This is a genomic window from Candidatus Chloroploca asiatica, assembly GCF_002532075.1.
Lineage (GTDB): Bacteria > Chloroflexota > Chloroflexia > Chloroflexales > Chloroflexaceae > Chloroploca > Chloroploca asiatica.
On record NZ_LYXE01000110.1, the window covers coordinates 95516 to 116010 of the forward strand.

Below are 20495 nucleotides of genomic sequence, written 5' to 3' on the forward strand. Positions count from 1 at the left end.
AGTTTTTTTGACGCAAAGGCGCAACGGTTTGAGCGGAGGCACGCTCATCCTTCGCGCTTTGGCGGCTTGGCGTGAGCTTATTGGAAAGGTCTTGGATCTAGCATAGCAGAGGCGCATTACGAAAAAGGCAACGGGGAGCGCGACAGGGCGATTGCATCTTCCGTGTATGCACCCCGCCAAGGCACCCGCAAGGGCACCCGCAAGGGGTGCCCGTACACCGGATTCGGCCCCCGCCCCTGTAGGGGCACCCGCAAGGGGTGCCCCTACAGGGGCGGGTGCCGCCGTTTGCGCCGCTGGTTGCATGCACCTGCTGCCCCAGAGCGCGTATGGTTGTATCCGGTTTCGTATGATGCAATCGCCCTGAGCGTAGCCCTCAGGCCCGTATTCGCACGCCTCTACCCATCTGCTACAATAGAGGCCAGCGCGAAAGGGCGCGTTCGCCCCAGGATCGCCTCGCCTCATCGATCATCATCGCAAGCATGGCGGCGCAGGGCAGGATGGTGGTGAGGGGATTGGGCGATAAGAATAATTTTTATTAGCTTAAAAATATGATAAAAAAACTATTATTTGCCCTTACGATTGGACTCATCGTAGGCAGCACCCGATTGACCCAGGGATGGCAAACAAATGATCTCTGGCTCGCGTACGGGTCTGCCCAACTCTGGTGGGCAGGGCAACCACCCTATGATTATCCAACCAACGGATGGCCTTCCAACCCGATGACAACCATTCTTGTCTTACTACCCTTTGCTTGCTGGTTGCCCCTGGATATTGTTGGCGCAGGCATGGTCGCATTGTCAACCAGTGTCCTCGTCTATGGAATTGTGCAAAGTGGCAACCTGGCAAAACTCTGGGTTCTCGCAAGTTGGCCCTTCTGGTACAACGTCATCTATGCCCAATGGGGAATTCTCTTTCTTGCGATACTGATGGTGCCAAAGCTCACGTGGCTGGCACCGATCAAACCACAACTTGGGATGGGGATTTTTCTCGCCAACGTGCGATGGCGACAAATAGTGTACACCAGCCTCTTTCTTGCGCTCACCTGGCTCGCTGATCCTGGATGGCCGACCCGTTGGCTCGCACAGGTTGATTCATATGATGGATTTCTCCCCCTACTTTATGCTCCACTCGCTCTTGGAGGCCTACTAGCCATTCTGCTACACTACAGAGGATTGAATCGTAAACGGCTCTGGTTTTTGATCTTTTGCCTTACACCCCAACGGCCCTGGCACGATCAAGTCCTGCTTTGGCATGGCCCAAATCAATTGTGGATGTTAGCATTGATGTCCACTATGTCGTGGACAGCGATCCTATACCCAACGATTGATCATACGCCCGTATTGATAGGTTTATTTGTCGTCGCGGGCGTCGGGTTGATCATCAAATAGTGACAGACGAACAATGCGAAGCCCCTCACAAACCATGATGGCCTCACCACGCTTGTGGCTTGCCTGCAGCATCGGAATCATTGCTGGCCTGCTCATCAATGCCATTCACCCCAACTTTGACCAAGTCTTGACCGACATCGGATGGGCCTTTCAAGCTGCCCGTGATCTGCTTGCCAACCGTGATCCCTACCGGCATCCCGTGTCACCAAATCTTGTACCCTACCCCCTCACCGCCGCCATCGTCGTCATGCCATGGGCCTTGCTGCCCGACAACCTCGGCATCATGCTCTTCTTTGGGGGTAGCAGCGCCCTCCTTGCCTATGGTCTGCTTCGTGATGGGCAGTACTGGCGCTTGATTGTCTTTGTCTCACCTTCGTACTTTCTAGCACTCAGAACTGTTCAGTGGAGTCCGCTCTTGATGGCGGTCTTCTTCTTCCCGATGCTCGCTCCCCTGCTGCTTGCCAAGCCAACGCTGGCGCTGCCGGTCGCGCTGACCATGCGCTGGAACCGATACGCGCTCATCGGCACAGGGGTCATTGTGGGACTATCACTGCTTGTGATGCCTGACTGGCCGGTGCGCTGGATTGCGCAGACAGGCCAGTACCAGGGCTTCATTCCTGTCTTCACATGGGCCGGGCCCCTATTGCTCACAAGCCTCTTCTTCTGGCGTAACCGGCAAGCGCGCATCTTGTTTCTGCTGACGATCACCCCGCAGCACTACTTTTTCTACGACCAACTCTTGTTATGGATGATCCCGCAAACACGACGGCAGATGCTCATTCTAACCCTTACGGCATGGATCGGCATCCTGTCTACCTGGCACAAACATCCTTCGCTGTGGTATAGCGAGCCATACCTCTTGATGTTCGTCTACCTTCCAGCCTTGCTCATCGTGCTGTGGCAACAAGCAAGTGTGCAGCGGGTTATGGTGTTTTTGATGATGCGCATGCGGCTTTTCTAAGTAAGGTCTCACATCGGTAATGCCCATCTGCTACAATAGAGGCGGTGTGGCAAGTGGAGAGCGAGGGCGCAACGAGTATGTAGTGGTATCTGTTTCGAGATTGCCTCGCCTGATAAGACTCAGGATCAGGAAGTACGTCATGCTTACCTTTGATTTCGGCGCAAATTGGCAAGCGTTCTCTGCTCAATATGTTGATGAAGAACGACTTATCATCGCAGCTCAATCGCTTCAGCAACTCCTTGGCCGTGATAATTTGCAAGATCTGCGCGTACTTGATGTCGGTTGTGGAAGCGGGTTGTTTGCCATTGCGGCACATCAACTTGGAGCCAAAGAAATTATTGGGATTGATATCAATCCGCGCTCAATTGCTGCTTCAGAACACAACAAAGCCCGGTTAAGCCCCACAGCCCCGATTACCTTCTACCAGATGTCGGCACTTGACCAGGATGCACTGACAGGTCTTGGACAATTTGATCTTGTTTATGCCTGGGGGTCGTTGCACCATACTGGGGCAATGTGGCAAGCAATTGCCAACACAGCCCAACGAGTTGCACCAGGTGGGACGCTCGTCCTGGGCCTCTACAAGCGCCACAGCACCTCGCCCATCTGGAAGGGGATCAAATGGTTCTACAATCGAGTACCACCTCTCATGCAACGTATTATGATTCCATTCTTCGCTGCTGTTATCTATCTAGCCAAGTTGCTGGTCACCCAACGCAACCCCCTAGAGAAGCAACGCGGTATGGATTTTTGGTATGATGTGATTGATTGGGTGGGGGGCTACCCTTATGAGTATGCTACAGTTCAAGAAGTTAAGATTTTCGTTATACCTCTTGGCTTCCATCTACGCAAAATCGCATCAGACTCAGCTCCCACTGGAATTAACGAATTTATTTTTACGCAAGGCGATAAGGAATAAGTCGCTTGCATCCTGACAAGATGCACCTCTCCGAATAGGAAAGCAACCTGAAGTCTTGACCCAGCGAGAAACATGAATAAACAACAAAATATCAAACCTCTTCCCGCGATGTCTTTGGATAAGTATAGTTATGGTTGGGAAACCAAATGGGACGATGTGAAAAGATATGGCCCAATGTCACGCCATATTCGTCGAAATATCAAGCTGCTCATCAGATCACTTGCATTTACAAGTGTACTTGATATTGGGTGTGGGCAAGGTTCATTGCTAGCTGAAATCCACCACGAGTTTCCACATGTCGAAGTATTTGGCTCAGATTTTTCTACTTCAGCTGTCCTGATGGCAAGACAACAGGTGCCTGATGGAAAGTTTTGTGTGTTCGACCTCGAACGCGATCATCTCCAACGCCAATTTGACCTCGTTGTATGTAGTGAGGTGCTTGAACACATTGTCGATGATGAGGCAGCACTGCGCCATCTCGCCGCAATGACGGGCAAGTATGTAGTCATTTCAACGGTGCAGGGGCGCATGCGGGGCTTCGAGGCAGGCGAAGTCGGACATGTCCGTAACTATGGCTACGGTGAACTGGTACGCAAGGTTGAAGAGGCTGGTCTCAAGGTGCAGCGGGTCATAGAATGGGGCTTTCCATTTTATTCCCCTCTTTACCGAGATTATCTCGATCTAACTGATATGCGAGGTACAACAGGCAAGTTTGGATTAACAAGAAAGATTATTTCGAATTTAATTTATATGGTTTTTTTATTCAATTCTTCTCGTATTGGTGATGAAATTTTCATTTTGGCTGAACGAAAGTTTGATGCATGAGAAAGTTTCACAATCAGGATGGGAGTACTCTATACTTTAGTGGGAGCGTATGCACAGCAAACGGTGGCTTCGGAACATTCAAGTAATCGTAACCCTTGGGCTGATTGTCTGGCTCAGTTGGCAGGCAAACTGGACGGATCTTGGACATATTCTAGGTCATGCCCAGTGGAACTGGATCTTCTTAGGCACACTATTCGTACTGGTAAGCCATTGGATTAATATATTTCGATGGAAACTATTCATTCCTCCGTCAGGTGTCTCTTTTGTTTTACTCTTACGCTACTATGGAGCGGGGATTTTTAGTAACAATTTTCTACCCACAGGCATCGGCGGAGATGGCGTTCGCGCAGTTCTGCTGAGCAGACAGGCTTCGCTTTCCTCCAGCCTGCTATCTGTTGGCAGTGATCGCATCTTAGGCCTCGTTGGGTTGCTCTCATTCGTCGTACCAGGTTTCGTGTTTGGTCTTCCGCCTGGCATAACCGCCTACTTTGCCAAATTTTTTTCAAGCCTCCCCTATAGCCTTACCATAGGGTTGATCCTGATCGGGTTGATCCTGGGACTCATAACCAGTTGGTGGACACGATTCTTGTGGTTCACGCCCTTGTCGCAAAGCCTGAAACAGTTTTCAACGGATATCCAACCGCACTCTTTCATCCTTGGTTATAGCTTCGCTCTTCTTTCGGCTCTCTGTCTAGTCTTCACCCATATGTGTATCCTCATAGCCTTTGATCAGGGAAGCTTGCCAGCAGCAGCCATCTGGCTCGTTGTCATGGGTTCGCTTTCAATGCTGATCCCAATTAGCATCAATGGTCTTGGGGTAATGGAAAGTGTCTATGTGCTCGTCCTGGTCAACTATGGCATACAAACAGCTGCAGCGCTCTCGGTTGCGCTCGTGATCAGAACGCTTATCATAGGTTTTGGCTTACTTGGGGGCCTCCTCGCGCTACACCTCGGTATTCGAGGCAATCAGGTGCCTCCCCAAGAGCAGATGCGTGATATCCATAAACCCTAAACCCGATGGATTCTTGCGGTACATATGCCAGCCATTTGTAACGTACCGTATGCAGTGAGATACCGTTGTACCAGGAACCCCTATGAGCCCCCTTCCCAGCGATTACCCACGTTATGCCTGGCAGATGCTGTCCGGTCAACGGGCCGCGAAAGAGGCTGAGACCTATGCCCAGCGCATCCGTGACCTTGAGCCCTGGCTTGATCTCCGTCAACCGCGTGCGATCCTCGATGTTGGCAACGGGAGTTTGCGCCCACAGTATGCGTTGTTGCGCAAGGCACACCATCAGGTGACCGGCATTGATTATGTCAATCGACCAGGTAGCAGTTGGAAGCGAAGTGCGTACCAGGTTTTGCGGCGGATGTTTGCGGCGCAATTGGGTCTAAACCAAGCGGCCATGGCCGCGCAAGGATTAGTGGGAGGCGATGTTACGGTTCTACCTTTTGCTGCCGATAGTTTTGATCTTGCTGTTTCGCAAGCAGCCTTCGAGCATTTTCTGGATGTACCTGCGGTCGTCCAAGAACTGGCCCGTGTTGTGCGTCCAGGAGGCATGCTGTGGATTGGCATCCATCTCTTTACGAGCCCGTCGGGTGGGCATAATGTCAGTTTCACGCAATACCCGTTACGGACGCTCCCACAAGGGGCCGAACCCTGGGATCATCTACGCCAGCGGCGACGACCGTTTACCGTCCCTCTCAACCAATGGCGCAAACACCAGTATCTCGAAACCTTTGCACGACATTTTGAAATACTCAAGGTATCCTGCAATCTACGCGAAGGCGAACAGTGGCTCACCCCCGTACTCGAGGCAGAACTCAGTGCGTATACCCGTGATGAACTGACCTGTGGGCAACTGGTGATTGTGGCAAGGAAGATAGCCCAAGAGTAGTATCCTCAATGCCAACGTCGAGCTTGACGATGATCCAGAGGAAGGCATTGCGAGCAACTCACTTACGCCTCAGACCCTAGCAGTTCCGGCCAGCAACAAACAAGCCAGCAGAGCGTAAGCATGATCGGTTGAAAGACCCCTCCTATGAGCGAGATCATAGCCCACGTGACCAGCGCAAGTAGGCGTGCGCGTCCATTATGCTGCCACAGCACGGCAAGAGCGGGGAGCACCGTGACGGCCGAGTAGTGCCAGACCACCCCTGCGATCAGGAGGGGCAGAATGATGCTCACGGCAAAACCCATGGCCGGACTGATCTGACGCATGCGGAGCAGGCTGACGAGCAGCATGATCGCGGTCACAACAAGTGGCCCAACCGTAGCTACGCTTCCAGGCTGCTGACGCAGGATGGCTGTCCACGAGAGCAAAAGGGGTGACGTCCACGTGCTGGTTGCGGCATAGAGCGATCCGGTATACCAGACATCAATGGTGGTAAGAAGGAGTGAGCCAACCACCACGATCAATCCGGTTACGGCAGCAGCGACCAGACCACGCCACCGTTGGTGAACAGCCAGGACAAGCAAACTCAAGCCTGGTGTGATTTTCAACAGGGCACCAATAGCTAAAGCAACGCCAGCACGCACATCTTGATGCTGCAAGCAAGCCAGCAGCGCAAGCGTCAGAAGTACCGCAATCAACGCGTTAATTTGCCCAAGCCAGAGCGACTGCCAGGTTGGTAAAAAGAAGAGCACACCGCAAAACGCGACATACCATGGAACCAGACGTTGCAGTACAATGATGAGCACAAGCGTTGTTACGCCAACCAGAATCATCCAGAGCGCAAGCGCGGTAGGATAGGGCAACTGCGCAAGGGGAAGCAAGAGCAGCGCCAGGAAGGGTGGGTAGAGGTACACCGGAATCTCAGCCTCGGCCTCGGGAAGAAACCGTTCAAGCTGCACCTCGACTGGGTTCTGACCTTCACGCAAGACCCGTGCAGCGGCGATATACGAACGAGCATCACCACCCAGAGGAATGACAGTCACAGCATAGCGCATCACAAGGACGATATGCACGCATGAGAGAACCAGAAGAGCGCTCATTGCGACTAAGCGCATCAGTGTGGTTTGCTGAGTTGATCGTGAATAAGGCACAACCAGGATCCTTATTGTGGGCGCACAACGTGACAAGCGCTATCAAACTTACTCTATTGTACCAGTCTAGTGAAACCGCTCTATGAACAACGGGCACCAAACTGATCACACTGCCAAGACCAGACTGACATCCTCCTTTCAATGCCTCCTCCTCACCGTCGTCTTGCTCGCTTTTGGCCTCTGGAATCTGGACGGGCCGCCGATGTGGTGGGACGAGGAGTGGACGCTGTCGGTGGCGCGGCATTGGGTCGAACTGGATCATTACGGGCGTTTGCGTGATGGCGAACTGGCCCGCGGCGGACTCGAGGCGTCGTTTGTCGTGACGGTGCCGGTTGGCCTCAGTATGAAGCTGTTTGGAGTGGGTCTGTGGCAGGGCCGCCTCTTCGGGGTATTCTGTGCGGTTGGGGTGATCCTACTGCTTGCCGCGCTGGCCGACCGGCTCTTTGGCCGACAGGTAGCCTGGGCAACCGTCTTTGCGGCACTGCTTTTGACGATGCATCCCCAGATCCACCCGTTGCTCCAGGGACGCCAGGTGCTCGCCGAGATGCCCATGTTGCTCTATCTGCTGGCGGGCTATCTCGCACTCTGGTGGGCCTTGCGGGGCCACTGGCTGGCCTTGCTGCCCGCCATGCTTGGCCTCGGGCTCGCCTGGATCAGCAAAGGGCAGACCGCGCCCTTTTTGCTCGCTTCGCTCGGGACAACGCTGGTCGCCGCGTTGCTCTGGCGGCAGTGGCGGGTCGCCGGGATGGTCGGGCTTGCCATGCTTGGCAGTTATGGAACGACCCGCCTCCTTGGGCTATTGAGCGGGTGGCTCCCAGTTGATCCAGCTTTGCCCCTCGATCCGGTTGAGGGTCTCCTTGGGGTCATTGCGCTTGTCCTGAACCCCTTTAACCGCCAGTTTGCCCTGACCGTCCTCCTTGTTCTGGGGTTGCCAACGCTGGTAGCGCTGGGATGGGGGCTACGGAGCCTGTGGCAGCAGCGAGGGATGGCTGCGGGTGGCAAGGAAAGAGATACGTACGGCACGCTTGAAGCAGACCAGCAAGCGACGCATGACAACCTGGCCCGCTGGTATATGCGGCTGGCGTTACTCGCCTTTATCGGCAGTTGGCTCGGCTGGTTTGTGCTGCTTTCGGTAGGGGTGCCACGTTATATTGCCCCCCCCGTTGTAATCGGCAGCATCTTTGTCGCGACAATGCTCCGCGACTTCACCGCAAACTTTGCCCTGGGCCAGAGCATGCGCCGCCTGACTGATCTTGTGACGCTACGGAGCCCGAGCTGGCAAGGTGTCGGGGCACTGGTTGCCATCATTATGACGACAACGGCCCTGGCCCTGACGATCCAGGCCATGGTGCGCTACTATCCCGGCGAAGACCAGGCCGCCTTCCGGGTCGCCGCGCTGCTCAACGCCGAGCCACCGGGGACGCGCATCGAGACCTACGAGAGTGAGTTGCACTTTCTGCTCAACCAGCCCTACACCTTCCCGCCGGATCAACTGCATGTCGAACTGAATCGGCGCAGCCTGCTGGGCGAAGAGGTGGTGATTGACTATGACCCGCTGAAGAACGACCCTGATTACCTGGTTGTCGGGCGTTTTGCACGCGAGAATCGCCTCTACGAGCCAGTTATCGAACGTGGTGCCTTCCGGCTGATCCTGGAAGACAGCCAGTACAAAGTCTTCGAGCGCATCAGACCCTGACCCGAACCTCACTCCTCCATCTCAATCATCACCATCAGCGTACCCTGATCCTGGCGCAGTTGTTCAGCCGAGAGATCGATCACCTGGGCAATGCCCTGCGCATCGAAGGGGGCCTGATAACGATTAGCCCCGAGCTGCACCACGGCATGGCCGACAACGGGCGGAATAACACAGACACGAATCGCCCAGGTGCCATCGGTCTGGGGATGCACGCTGAGCTGAAAACTATAGCCCTCTTGCTCAACCTCGGTGATGAAGAGATCTTCATCTTCACCATAGGCCACACTCAGCGCCTCACGGGCCTGAATCATCCGCACAACCATTTGTGAAGGCACGGCGATGCGCCCAAGGAGACGATGCGAACGTGGGGGTGACGGGACGGGGCGACGTATCGGAACGCGGGAGGCAAAAGGGGGCAGCAACTGACCTTCACGTTCAGCCGTCGCGAGCGCAGCGGTACGAACAAACACCTCGGTACAATCGGCGCACTCCCAGAGATACCACCAGACCTGAGGGAAGGCCACGGCGGCGGCGCGGGCACCGGCATCAAGCGAGCGATCAACATACGCGGCCAGGGCATCATGGCACGCCTGACAACCGCCGCGAGGCTCATCGGCACCGGGGAGCAACAGGCCAAGAATGTGAGTACGGAGAGCCATGCACTCGGGACAACGACGCATATGGCGGGCAATCGCGGGCGTCTGCAGCGGCTTGTGGGTACTGGTAAGCGTCAGCAGCAATGCCTCACGGATATCGTTACAAGAGGGAAGATTCATAGTATAACCTTCGTCCGAGTGTGCAACACCACCCGAACAACAAAAACACGTAACTCATTCTACCCTATCTGTACCAAATCGCGCCAATTGACTCTTGTTTTCGTCACACCCGAACCGCGCCACGGGTGTACGGCGAAAAACCGTGTCGTACACCGAAAAAAGCCAGCTTAGCTGGCTTTTTTCGGTGTACGACACGGTTGCTTAATAGATTCCACCATCATGCCAATGGCGCAGATCAGGCCTGGCGCGGAGGTAAGCCCGTGCCTCGGCAATAATCGCGTGGATGCGGGCCGTACTCAGATGCACCCGATGGCCAATCATCTCAGCGGAAAGATCATCGCACGCCCAGAGATGAAAAATCCGCGCATTGCGCTCACCCATTGTCCGGATCAATTCAGTCTCAACCAAACGATCGAGCATCCGACCAAGCGCCATTTTTTCAGGCGTATCGGGATCAGGATCTTCCACCGGCAGCGTCATCCAATCAACAGTACGATCAAACGTACCAGAGCGTTTGCGTGCGTGCAGATCGCGCAGATGGCGGTTGACCGCATTGGAAATCACCTGATAGGCCCAGGTCGAAAAGCGACTAGCAAAGCGAAACGAAGGAAGCGAGCGCAGCAGTTCAACCAGAGCCACCTGCGCAAGATCATCGAGATCGACGGCATCATCGCTCACCCAATCGAGGCCCGTATGGTGAAGAATCGCCCGCGCCTGCCCAAACCATGCCAACCACTCAGCTTCGTGGTCGGTCGCATCACGCGAACGCAACGCATCAACGAGAGGCGCATCGCAATAGACATTCCACGCCACCGAGCGCACGTCCTCATCGCTGCAATCAGGTGAGACACAGATCGCCACGCGTTGAGCGAGCGCCAATTGCTCAGCCTCAGTCAACAGCCATTGTTCAGCCACCACCACACGACGTACCACAGCGAGACAACGCACACCAGGGGAATCACACGGCTCCATCAGAGGCTCCGACTTGCTACAGAAGGATCGAGTGAACAGAAACAAGTCATCTGACAGGAGGAGTGGCGTACCAGGAGTCAGGGCGGCTCACGCCAGCACCGCAACCTCGTCATAGACCTAATCATAGCATATATGTCAGCCATTACCAACATATGACCAAAAGGTTACAAGAATCTAACCGTGGTTAAGGAGGGGTTAAGAGGAAGCTACAGCCAATGCGTGTGCTACCGAAAACGACCAGCTTTGCTGGTCGTTTTCGGTAGCACACTAGGGCGATTGCATCTTCCGTGTATGCACCCCACCAGGGCACCCGCAAGGGGTGCCCGTACACCGGACCCGGCCCCCGGCCCTGTAGGGGCACCCGCAAGGGGTGCCCCTACAGGGCCGGGGGCCGGCGTTTGCGCCGCTGGTTGCAGGCACATGCCACCAAATAGCATATATGTTTGCATCCGGTTTCGTATGATGCAATCGCCCTAGGTAGCACACGCAGATATTTTGAGGGCACATTCCCCAAACCCATAGAGCATACAACCGCCACTCCGAAGATTAAAAAATCTTAACCAAAAAAAGCAAGAGTCAAAAAGGGGGAATTGGTACAGATGAGGATGTCGGGGGTAAAACAGAGTCGAGTGGGGCGGGTAGCAAGAGATTAGCATCAGCTAACGAGCGGATAAGGCACTCATCGTGAGTAAAGCATGCATCCTTCGCTGTGTGTGGTCGAGTGAGGAATAGATATGCCCCGTTTTGGACCCTTCATTGTTGGTGCCTGCACCGATCGCGGGATGGTACGGGAGGAAAACGAGGACAATTACGGCCTCCCGTTGACCAGTCCTCTGCTGCTTCAAGAACGAGGGTATCTATTTGCCGTCGCTGATGGCGTAGGGGGATATGGCAATGGACAGCAGGCCAGTGCCTTGACGATCGAGACCCTCTACACTCGCTACTATGGCGAAGAAACTGTGAGTCTGCCCCAGGCCATCCAGAGTGCGAATATGGCAGTGCGTCGCGAGGCGTTGCAAGTCAAGGGCTATGACCAGCGGATGGGGGCAACGCTTGTTGCGTTGCTGTTACAGGATCAGGTGCTTCAGATTGCCCATGTAGGCGATAGTCGAGCGTATCTGGTTCGTCAGCAGATGATTCAGCCCCTGACGCTCGATCATTCCTTCGTGCAGGAACAAGTGCAGGCTGGCTTGATGAATGCTGAACAAGCCCGTGTGCATCAACGCAAGAATGTGATTACCCGAGCAATGGGCAATGATAGCGTTGTGACACCCGATATGTTGCATATCACTGACCTCCAACCTGGAGATATCTTTATCCTCTGTTCTGATGGTCTGAACAACCATGTCACTGATCTCGAAATTGCCACCCTCGCAACCCAGACACCGCCTGAAAAAGCTGTCGCACAGCTTACTCAACTGGCAAACCAGAATGGTGGGTCTGACAATATTACCGTAATGGTCTTGAAATATGCACCTATCGGCAAAAGGGTCGGGTTTTTAGGGCAAACAGAGGTTCGTCCAGACCATCAATGGGCACGTGTCATGCTCTGGGTCTTGATGAGTCTCGGTATTGGAGGTGTTGTAGCAGGGGTACTCTTTTTTGTACTGACATAAGCCTTTACTCTTTGTGTTGCGATCCAGCAGAGCAATAAAACGGTACGGTTCAGCCCGCTCTGTAGCATGTCTGACAAGGCCGAGTTGAGGAGCAGCGGTTATGAAAGCTTTCTTCCGATGGATTGGTCTCTTCTTCATCCTGGGCAGTTTGTTCCCTCTGTCAATTGGACACACCCAGACATCGCCCGTCTTGACGATCACCCATGTTGATACTAGCGCCTACCCTCAAGTCAAGCTCTTGATCAGTGCGCCAAATGGAGCACTTCCTGATCCCGCGTCATTGCAGATCACGGAAGACCGGAAAGCAATTGCTGCTGAGGAAATCGAGGCCAATGCCGAGCGTACAGGGGTCGCGGTTGCCGTGGTTATTGATACGTCACGCAGCATGCGCGGGCGGGGGATGCCCGAGAGTGCCGACCGCCTCGAAGATGCCCGTGAACAGGCCATTGCATTGGCAAAAGCGCTGGATTTTGACACTGATTTGATCAGTATTTTCGCGTTCCACCGCGACGTCGTGCCGATTATGCCTCTCTCACGCGTGGATGGCGGTGCCGTAGAAAATAGCATTAAAACCAGTGACGTCCTCGGCGAGATGCCAATCCAACCAACGGGAAACCGTCGTCCGACTGATGAAGAACTGAGGAATGACGAGCGAGCCTTCTCGGCTTTTTCTCAGACGATTAGCCGGGCCATTGATGAACTGAATAATCCGCAAACGTCCGACGCCTATATTCGCGAAAATCTGCCGCTGATGCAAAAGGTCATCATTGTGTTTGCCGATAGTTGCGATGATACGCTTGATGCCCGCGGCAGCAAGACCTGTAGTATCCCGCTTGATGTGCAGACGAAGTTGCAGGATGTGGTTCGATCCGGCAACCTTTCGATCTTTAGCGTTGGCCTCGGGTCACCAGTTGAAAATCAGGCGCTCCCAAAACCACCCCAACGGGCCGAGCCAGGGTTTCTCTATGCTGCTCGCTTCGAGCTTTTGCAACTCTATGCGCAACAGATTCCGCATAGTCGGTTTTTCCAATTCTATACTGCCGATCCAGCAGCGTCAGCCACCGTCCGTGAGGAATTCAAAACCCAAATGATCGATCCCATCATCAGTCGTGGCAACCAGATCGCGGTCAGCTATGCATCGCAGGTCGGTAGTGCCGGGCAACAACGCCAGATCGTTGTGAGTGATGGCACTCTGCAAGTAGCCTCCACCTTTGAAGAGCCACGCATCCCGCCCCTGGTTGCGGTGATTGCTGAAGAGAGCAACGACCGCCTGATCATCCGGCCCGAGATTATCTATAGCCAGTCGCCCCTGGCCCGCGTCGATTACTACGTCAATAACAATAGTGTCCCCCTTCCTGGTGACCCACCTACCTTTGCCCTGGATTGGAGCGGGATCGAACCAGGGTTGCAACAGATTGCCGTGGAGGCAACCGATCAACGGGGCGAACGCTCGCTCCGCAGTGCCGCCATCGAACTCGATATCCCTGTTGCGCCAGCCCCTGAACGTCCGTTTGTTGTGCTGCCACCCGATGAAGAGCCAACGTTCTTGAATCAGCTCAATCGCTTTATCCTGAATAACGTTATCTCGCTCATCACGCTCTTGCTCGTCATTATTCTGGCCATTGTGGTGCTCGTGAATCCTCGCGGTCGGGCTGCCGCCAGTCAGATGACCAGTCGGGTCACCGGGGTCATTCAACGGATGACCCGCCCTATTTCGGCCACCTCGGCCGTTAGTGCCGCCAATGCCGACTTCGTACTCGTCGTGCAGCAGGGTGGTATCACCGGTACCGAGTATCCACTCGCGAATTTGAATACCTATGTGGGAGCCGACCCAAGCCTGGTGGATATTGTGCTCGATGATCCTCATGTCTCAGGACGCCATGCGTCGATCAATCGCGAGGAGAACGATCTCTATGTGACGGATCTTGGCAGTACCAATGGCACATATATCAACCGGAATCCCTTAACCCCCAACGCGCGCGTCCAACTCCACGCCAAAGATCAACTCACGATCGGTGGCATTACCCTGGAATGTATCTGGCGCGGGGGCGTTCCTACGAGCATGACACCCAATAGTGTCGAGCCATCATCAACCGTCGTGCATGCAAATGGAAACAGCTAAATGAAGACTTATCCACGCGGGACTCACATTGGCCCCTATGAGATCCTGTCCCTCCTGCCGGCGGGGAAGGGAGGGATGGGTGCCGTCTATCTCGCTCGTCCACGGCCAAAGTATGCCGGTTCAAGCCCGCCCCTGGTTGCGCTCAAGATGGCCTATGGCTCACATAATGACTTCCTCAAGTATGAGGTAGAACATATGGAGCGGATGAGCCATCCCCATGTGCTGCGGGTGTTGCCGATTCCCAATGCGGGAACCAACCAGGGCCGCCCCATCTATATTGCGAAAGCTGAACCAAAAGATCCCAAGTCACCGTACTACATCGTTGTGGAGTATATGCAGGGGGGGTCGGTTGAGCAATTGCTCCAACTGCGTAAGCACCTGAGCCCAGCCGAGGGGATAGAAATTACCAACCAGGTGGCCGAAGCGCTCATCCATATTCATAGCCACCAGATTGTCCATCTCGATATCAAAGATAGCAATATCCTCTTGCGCAACCGCCTATCACGCTGGTCGAAGCAGGTACCTCAGGTCGTTGTCTCTGATTTTGGCATTGCCTGGTCAACCGAACGACGCCAACTGCCGACCGTGTATGGGAGTCAATTCTATACTGCCCCCGAACGCGCCGCTGGCGGCGATCCCCATCCGCGGAATGATGTCTTTTCACTGGGCGTATTGCTCTATGAGATGCTGGTAGGGCGTACCCCCTTTACCAGTGTCGTGGTGCCCGGCACCAGGATTATGGAGCATTCACGGCCAACTGCGCTCAATCGCAATATCTCGCCTGAGCTTGAACGGGTTATGCTGCGTGCGCTGGCGACCGAACCAGCCCAACGGTATCAGTCAGTCCAGGAGTTCAAAGCGGATCTCGATCGCGTCCAAGGCCTCCCTCGCCCCGGAAGAGTCAAGGTTCCGCTGCTCCAGGATACCCGCGAGTATCTGATTGCAGGCTTGAGCAGCACGGCTGTGCTGATGTTAATCATTCTGCTGACCGCAGTAGGCGTCAATGCCGCGGCGAACCAGAAGGCGAATGGCGGGGCTTCCGTGGGGTCTACCGAGATCGTCCTCACGACGATGACCGCAGAGGTCGGTGTGACCGTGATCTCCTCGCCAGTTCGCGCAACCGCCACCAAGATGCCGGTACCATCAGATATTCCCGTGCCAGTCGAGACGCGAAGACCGACCAGTACCACTCTGGCAAATATCACGCTCCCAACCGAACGATCATCTGCCCCTGCACCAACCAATCCGCCAGGACAACGGGCCACATCAACAACCATCCCGGCAACCACAACCAGCGAGCCAACGTCACTACCAGCAACCCGCGTGCCAGCAACGCGGGTGCCGCCCACCCGCGTGCCCCCAACGCAGGCACCAGGCGTAACGAGTTTGCCCACCCTGGTACCGCCAACGAACCCACCGGCTGCACCGCCGCCGACCAACCCACCGGCTGCACCGCCGACAGCTGCGCCACCGCCGCCAACCAATCCACCGGCTGCACCGCCGCCGACCAACCCGCCGGCTGCACCGCCGACAGCTGCGCCACCGCCGCCGACCAACCCACCGGCTGCACCGCCGCCAACCAACCCGCCGGCCCCGCCACCGTCGGAACCGCCGCCGACCGCCGCGCCACCGCCGCCGACCGCCGCGCCGCCGCCACCGCCGCCGGAGCCGGAGCCGCCACCGGATCAGCCGCCGACCGCTGCGCCGCCACCAACGGAGCCGCCAGTAGAACTGTAACACTTCGCCTCTGGTACTGAACCGATCTGGCGAAAGGAAGAATATATGTCTGTTGCCAAACAACAACCACATCAACCCTTGCCTAACAAGCGTGAGAGCCTGCGTATTGGGAGCTGTACCGATGCGGCAGGACGTGAAGTCAACGAAGACAACTGCACGCAGACGGCGTTGTCACGCACTGGCCTCGAACATCTTGGCAAGCTCGTTGCCGTCGCCGATGGCATGGGCGGAGGTGAAGCGGGCAAGACCGCAAGCAGCATCGCGATTGGGGCATTTGGTGAGGCCTATTTCGAGAGCGGGAGTGACAATCCGTTGCAAAGTTTGCAGCGTGCGGTCAACCAGGCCAATAGCGCAGTCTATGCCTTCACGGTCAATGCCCGCAAGTCAGGCACCGTCGGCACGACCATGGTCGCTGCGGCGATCGTTGGTTCACGAGCCTATCTGGTCAATGTTGGCGATAGCCAGGCCTATCTGATCAGGGATGGGCAGGCACGCCTGTTGACCAAGGATCACAACTGGGCCAATCAGCAGATCGAACTGGGGCGACTCAGCGCCGAGCAAGCCTTTGCGCATGAAAATGCCCCGCTGCTGACCCATGTGCTCGGGCAGGGGGCCAATCTGCAGATCCCGCTGGGCGGCCAGGCCGACGGCAAATTCAGCTTTCAAGTCGATCTGCAACCAGGTGACGCGCTCGTGCTCTGCTCTGATGGGGTTTCTGGGGTTGTCCCACCCCATGAATTAGCGCGCTTGGCAGTGAATGGCGACGCCTCACAGGCTGCGTCACAGATTGTCGCACGGGCCAAGACACGTCGCACCACTGATAATGCCACCGCTGTGGTGGTACAGTATGGCCCCCCCGTCAGCGCAGCAAGCGGCTTGCCACGCTGGATCTGGCTGGCCGGCGGCGCAGCAGCAGTCCTCCTTGCGCTGCTCACAGCCAGTGTCCTGGCTATTTCTGGTGGCAATGACGAGACACGCGTCGCAACACCACCCGCCATCACAGGAACTCCTGGATCGAGCAGCGTTGGGGCGACGGTTCCCCCAATCGAAGAACCAACGCCGGCACCTGGCGAGACTCGTCGGCCAACATCAACGAGCCTTCCGGCAACCTCAACCCCGCCTCCAACGAATACATCTCCACCGAGGCCAACTTCACCACCACCACCAACGGGAGTCCCAGGTGCAACGCGGGTGCCAGCAACGCGCGTGCCGACGACCCGCGTGCCCCCAACACAGGCACCAGGCGTAACGAGTTTGCCCACCCTAGTACCGCCGACCAACCCGACGGCAGCGCCACCGCAGCCGACCGCCGCGCCGCCGACCGCCGCGCCGCCGACCAACCCGCCAGCAAGCCCACTGCCAACCAACCGTCCGCCGGAACCGGAACCGGAACCGGAACCGGAACCGGAACCGGAACCGGAACCGGAACCGGAACCGGAACCGGAACCGGAACCGCCAGTGGATTAGTTAAGTGAGAAAGAGAGAGCGATGAAAAACAGTACCCATAACCTGGCAACCCACACCCGACAGCGAAGGTTGCTTGCGCACCCGACAGCGCTTATTTTCACCCTCACAGGGATCGGGCTTGGCTTGCTCTTCTGGATCGTACTGAGCAGCGCCAGTGCCCAGAGTCTGGCGAATGTCACGTTGAACTGGGTCTCACCAGGAACAAGTGCCACAGTAAATACGCCAGTGCCATTTGAGGTCGGTGCGACCGGGCTTGCCGATGGCACGTTTACGCATGCATGGACGATTGATGGAACAACAACCTTGACGGATACGGCGACCGCTGCGGATGGGGCGGCAACCTTCACCCAGACCTACACCTTCGGCGAGCTTGGTCGGTTTATCATTGCGTCAAAACTCACCGATGGAACCAAAATTCTGACAACTACCTTCCGTCAGGTGCTAGTGACCGGCACCCTCGATATTACCCGCACGGCTGTGTCGACAGCTGAACCGACGACCTTTGTGGTGACGATGCCAGAACTGCGCGCCGCCGGTGCCAGTGAGGGGGCGGTCTACAATCTCGTGATCGAGTACGGTGATGCCATCGATAGCTTCGAGCGGCTTAGGATTCTTACAGGTACCACCACGATGACCACGACCCATCAGTATCTGATCGGTGGCACCTTCGAGGTCACGGCCCGGATTGAATTGATCGACATCTACAACGACTACGATGCCGATGTGCTGGCGACGGGGAGTGTCCAGACCGTCGTTACTCAGCAGATCTACATGCCAATCATTGGCACTGATCCTGAACCACCTGCACCACCGGTTATTCCAGAGTGCGAGGACATCAATAACAGTACTGCTCAAGCACCAAAGTATATCCCCCGCACAGAGCTTATTGGCACTGAGGGATGGCGATGCAGAGGCACCCTCGCGGATCGTGACGTAGGGCGAAGTAACTACTACTCAACACAGTTGAATAGTGGGGACATCTTAGTATTTAGTATCAGCGAATTAGCTGCTGATGCCGATTACGATCTCTATCTCTATGACAACAACACGCCAGGCAATACCACTTCGGTTGCTCGATCAGTGACCCGAGAACAGGGAACAACCGAGTCGGTCAGTTACCTCTATGAGGACACAATCAATGACCGATTGCACTACATACGCGTCTTGCAGTACACACGATCAGCGTCGCAACACAGCTATCTTTTGACGATCAAGATTAGTCCGGCGACACCGTAGCCACTACATTCTGGTGGAGAGCGAGAAGTTTATGGGAGCCGTCGTTGTCATTCTTCTGGTGCTCTTGCTTATCATCGCAGGCGCTGCGGTAGGCGTAGCGATCTGGATGAGCCAGAAAGCATCGCATGCAGGCGCAGCATCAGGCGAACGCGCCCACCTGCAGGTGGTTTTCGCCAATGGACCAGTGCGAGCGATCGCCCTGCCCAGACGTGGGGTGGTGACGATTGGACGTGATGCAGGCTGTACGCTTCCCGTTGAACACCATCTGGTTTCGCGTCGGCACGCACGCATCATGGTCGAGAGCAATGCCTGGCTTCTCGAAGATACCGAGAGTGCCAACGGGACCTTCTTGAATGGACGCTCGGTTATGGGGGCGCGCCTCAAACCGGGGGATATGATCGAAATTGGCCCGGCCCGGATCACGCTCGTGGTACCGGCCGGGTTCAACCCGAGTCAGGTTGTCACCCAATCCCGACCGATGGGCAAACCAGGCCCGTCAACCGGAGGCGCAGGAGGCAATACCAGTCATCAACTCTTTGGCAACTATGCCGTGGTACGGAGCCTTGGGGAAGGAGGCTTTGGCAAGATCATGCTGGCCCAGGATCAGCGCGACCGGCGCCTGGTCGCGCTGAAACTGCTCAACACAGCCGACGATTACCTGACGCAGAAATTTCGCCAGGAAGGAGCGATCAAACTTGACCATCAGCATATTGCCCGGATCTACGATGCTGGTGAAGTGAATGGCCGATCCTATATCGCGATGGAATATGTCGAGGGGATCAGTCTCTACAAACTCTTGAACGGACGCCCCCTTCCCATCGAGACCGCGTTGATCATTGCGGGGCAGATTTTGCTGGCACTGGAGTATGCCCACCGGAACAAGATCATTCACCGCGACATCAAACCCGAGAATATTATGCTCTCGGTGCATCATGGGGTGAAAATCATCGACTTCGGCATCGCCAAAGTCCTCTCCAGCGTGACGCGGACACGCGATGGCATGGTGATTGGCACACCCCAGTATATGTCGTACGAGCAAGCGATGGGTCAACCGGTAACCCCGGCAAGCGACATCTACGCAACAGCCATTGTGATCTACGAAATGCTGACGGCGAATGTCCCCTTTAGCGCCGATCAATCGATCGACATCGTACGCATGCACCAGAGTGCCTTGCCCATGCCACCGGGCCAACTCAACGCCAACATCCCTGCATCAATTGATGAAGCCATCATGCGGGCCCTGGAAAAGGAACAGAACCTACGCTTTCAGAGTGCGATCGAATTCGCTACTTCCCTTGGGTGTCCCTTGGGAAAACCATTACCACCTGAGATTATTACTGAAATCGCACGGCAAACCCCGCCAGTGATCAACGAACGGAGCAACGCATCACACCTCCCTACCCGCGCACCGTCCGCATTGCCCCAGATGACCGGGCAGGGTCAGGCCGCCTTGCGCGTGCAAAGCGGGCCACGTCGCGGACAAGTCATTGCCATCACCGGACAGACCATCATCGGGCGTCTGGAGATCGACCCATCAGATGGAACTATTTCACGCCAGCATTTTCGGCTTGAGCGACAGAATGGGAGGTACCTGATCTGGGACAGTTCAAGTCATGGAACAGTCGTAGACGGAACCCGTCTACGCAACGGCACGTCACATCCGCTAAAACACGGCACACAGATCCAGGTCGGACAAACAATTCTGATCTATGAAGACCAGACGTGAAGGAGCAT

At 55.7% G+C, this 20495-nt stretch carries 16 protein-coding genes; 13 read left to right on the forward strand and 3 right to left on the reverse strand.

Features of this window, described 5'->3' with window-relative positions; translation table 11 throughout:
* The first annotated feature begins 548 nt into the window (after positions 1-548).
* The 6 genes from A9Q02_RS14565 to A9Q02_RS14590 all read left to right on the forward strand — a co-directional run bounded on the left by A9Q02_RS14565 (position 549) and on the right by A9Q02_RS14590 (position 5991).
* Positions 549-1388 carry a hypothetical protein gene (locus A9Q02_RS14565; RefSeq protein WP_097653815.1) on the forward strand — a complete coding sequence of 280 codons (840 nt, stop codon included), beginning with the start codon at positions 549-551 and terminating at the stop codon, positions 1386-1388.
* A 34-nt stretch (positions 1389-1422) separates the two neighbouring features.
* Positions 1423-2349 (forward strand): hypothetical protein, encoded by a 927-nt coding sequence (locus tag A9Q02_RS14570; RefSeq protein WP_097653816.1) that lies wholly within the window; start codon positions 1423-1425, stop codon positions 2347-2349.
* Positions 2350-2488: 139 nt separating this feature from the next.
* Positions 2489-3268, forward strand: a complete 780-nt coding sequence (locus A9Q02_RS14575) for a methyltransferase (protein ID WP_172450995.1) — start codon at positions 2489-2491, stop codon at positions 3266-3268.
* Positions 3269-3340: 72 nt separating this feature from the next.
* The gene (locus tag A9Q02_RS14580; protein ID WP_097653818.1) at positions 3341-4093 is read left to right on the forward strand and encodes a class I SAM-dependent methyltransferase; all 753 of its coding nucleotides are present in this window, start codon (positions 3341-3343) and stop codon (positions 4091-4093) included.
* A 49-nt stretch (positions 4094-4142) separates the two neighbouring features.
* The gene (locus A9Q02_RS14585; protein ID WP_097653819.1) at positions 4143-5105 is read left to right on the forward strand and encodes a lysylphosphatidylglycerol synthase transmembrane domain-containing protein; all 963 of its coding nucleotides are present in this window, start codon (positions 4143-4145) and stop codon (positions 5103-5105) included.
* Positions 5106-5187: 82 nt separating this feature from the next.
* On the forward strand, positions 5188-5991 hold the full coding sequence (locus tag A9Q02_RS14590) for a methyltransferase domain-containing protein (RefSeq protein WP_097653820.1): 804 nt from the start codon (positions 5188-5190) through the stop codon (positions 5989-5991).
* Positions 5992-6053: 62 nt separating this feature from the next.
* Here the strand turns inward: A9Q02_RS14590 and A9Q02_RS14595 are convergent, their stop codons facing one another.
* Entirely contained in the window at positions 6054-7031 is a 978-nt protein-coding gene (locus A9Q02_RS14595; protein ID WP_172450997.1) for a glycosyltransferase family 87 protein, read from the reverse strand.
* 190 nt (positions 7032-7221) lie between these two features.
* On the opposite strand from A9Q02_RS14595, the gene A9Q02_RS14600 reads away from it, so the two are divergent.
* Complete coding sequence (locus A9Q02_RS14600) at positions 7222-8835, forward strand: ArnT family glycosyltransferase (RefSeq protein WP_097653822.1); 1614 nt, start codon at positions 7222-7224, stop codon at positions 8833-8835.
* Positions 8836-8843: 8 nt separating this feature from the next.
* On the opposite strand, the gene A9Q02_RS14605 is transcribed toward A9Q02_RS14600, so the two are convergent.
* Together A9Q02_RS14605 and A9Q02_RS14610 are read right to left on the reverse strand one after the other, a co-directional pair.
* A complete protein-coding gene (locus A9Q02_RS14605) occupies positions 8844-9611 on the reverse strand; it encodes a hypothetical protein (protein WP_097653823.1) in 768 nt (255 codons plus the stop codon).
* Between the two features lie 201 nt (positions 9612-9812).
* Positions 9813-10583, reverse strand: a complete 771-nt coding sequence (locus tag A9Q02_RS14610) for a sigma-70 family RNA polymerase sigma factor (RefSeq protein WP_097653824.1) — start codon at positions 10581-10583, stop codon at positions 9813-9815.
* A 734-nt stretch (positions 10584-11317) separates the two neighbouring features.
* Here A9Q02_RS14610 and A9Q02_RS14615 point away from each other — a divergent pair.
* The 6 genes from A9Q02_RS14615 to A9Q02_RS14640 all read left to right on the forward strand — a co-directional run bounded on the left by A9Q02_RS14615 (position 11318) and on the right by A9Q02_RS14640 (position 20487).
* Positions 11318-12199: a PP2C family protein-serine/threonine phosphatase gene (locus A9Q02_RS14615; protein ID WP_097653825.1), complete on the forward strand. Its 882-nt coding sequence runs from the start codon at positions 11318-11320 to the stop codon at positions 12197-12199.
* A gap of 100 nt (positions 12200-12299) precedes the next feature.
* Entirely contained in the window at positions 12300-14321 is a 2022-nt protein-coding gene (locus A9Q02_RS14620; RefSeq protein ID WP_097653826.1) for an FHA domain-containing protein, read from the forward strand.
* Complete coding sequence (locus A9Q02_RS14625; RefSeq protein WP_097653827.1) at positions 14322-16058, forward strand: protein kinase domain-containing protein; 1737 nt, start codon at positions 14322-14324, stop codon at positions 16056-16058.
* A 45-nt stretch (positions 16059-16103) separates the two neighbouring features.
* On the forward strand, positions 16104-17525 hold the full coding sequence (locus tag A9Q02_RS14630) for a PP2C family protein-serine/threonine phosphatase (protein WP_097653828.1): 1422 nt from the start codon (positions 16104-16106) through the stop codon (positions 17523-17525).
* 21 nt (positions 17526-17546) lie between these two features.
* Complete coding sequence (locus A9Q02_RS14635; protein ID WP_097653829.1) at positions 17547-18761, forward strand: hypothetical protein; 1215 nt, start codon at positions 17547-17549, stop codon at positions 18759-18761.
* 31 nt (positions 18762-18792) lie between these two features.
* On the forward strand, positions 18793-20487 hold the full coding sequence (locus A9Q02_RS14640) for a protein kinase domain-containing protein (protein WP_097653830.1): 1695 nt from the start codon (positions 18793-18795) through the stop codon (positions 20485-20487).
* Positions 20488-20495: the final 8 nt, after the last annotated feature.

Bases quoted from the DNA above. Each gene is read 5' to 3' on its own strand.
- A9Q02_RS14565 (WP_097653815.1), top strand. From the start codon at position 549: ATGATAAAAAAACTATTATTTGCCCTTACGATTGGACTCATCGTAGGC.
- A9Q02_RS14570 (WP_097653816.1), top strand. From the start codon at position 1,423: ATGATGGCCTCACCACGCTTGTGGCTTGCCTGCAGCATCGGAATCATT.
- A9Q02_RS14575 (WP_172450995.1), top strand. From the start codon at position 2,489: ATGCTTACCTTTGATTTCGGCGCAAATTGGCAAGCGTTCTCTGCTCAA.
- A9Q02_RS14580 (WP_097653818.1), top strand. From the start codon at position 3,341: ATGAATAAACAACAAAATATCAAACCTCTTCCCGCGATGTCTTTGGAT.
- A9Q02_RS14585 (WP_097653819.1), top strand. From the start codon at position 4,143: ATGCACAGCAAACGGTGGCTTCGGAACATTCAAGTAATCGTAACCCTT.
- A9Q02_RS14590 (WP_097653820.1), top strand. From the start codon at position 5,188: ATGAGCCCCCTTCCCAGCGATTACCCACGTTATGCCTGGCAGATGCTG.
- A9Q02_RS14600 (WP_097653822.1), top strand. From the start codon at position 7,222: ATGAACAACGGGCACCAAACTGATCACACTGCCAAGACCAGACTGACA.
- A9Q02_RS14605 (WP_097653823.1), bottom strand. From the start codon at position 9,611: ATGAATCTTCCCTCTTGTAACGATATCCGTGAGGCATTGCTGCTGACG.
- A9Q02_RS14610 (WP_097653824.1), bottom strand. From the start codon at position 10,583: ATGGAGCCGTGTGATTCCCCTGGTGTGCGTTGTCTCGCTGTGGTACGT.
- A9Q02_RS14615 (WP_097653825.1), top strand. From the start codon at position 11,318: ATGCCCCGTTTTGGACCCTTCATTGTTGGTGCCTGCACCGATCGCGGG.
- A9Q02_RS14620 (WP_097653826.1), top strand. From the start codon at position 12,300: ATGAAAGCTTTCTTCCGATGGATTGGTCTCTTCTTCATCCTGGGCAGT.
- A9Q02_RS14625 (WP_097653827.1), top strand. From the start codon at position 14,322: ATGAAGACTTATCCACGCGGGACTCACATTGGCCCCTATGAGATCCTG.
- A9Q02_RS14630 (WP_097653828.1), top strand. From the start codon at position 16,104: ATGTCTGTTGCCAAACAACAACCACATCAACCCTTGCCTAACAAGCGT.
- A9Q02_RS14635 (WP_097653829.1), top strand. From the start codon at position 17,547: ATGAAAAACAGTACCCATAACCTGGCAACCCACACCCGACAGCGAAGG.
- A9Q02_RS14640 (WP_097653830.1), top strand. From the start codon at position 18,793: ATGGGAGCCGTCGTTGTCATTCTTCTGGTGCTCTTGCTTATCATCGCA.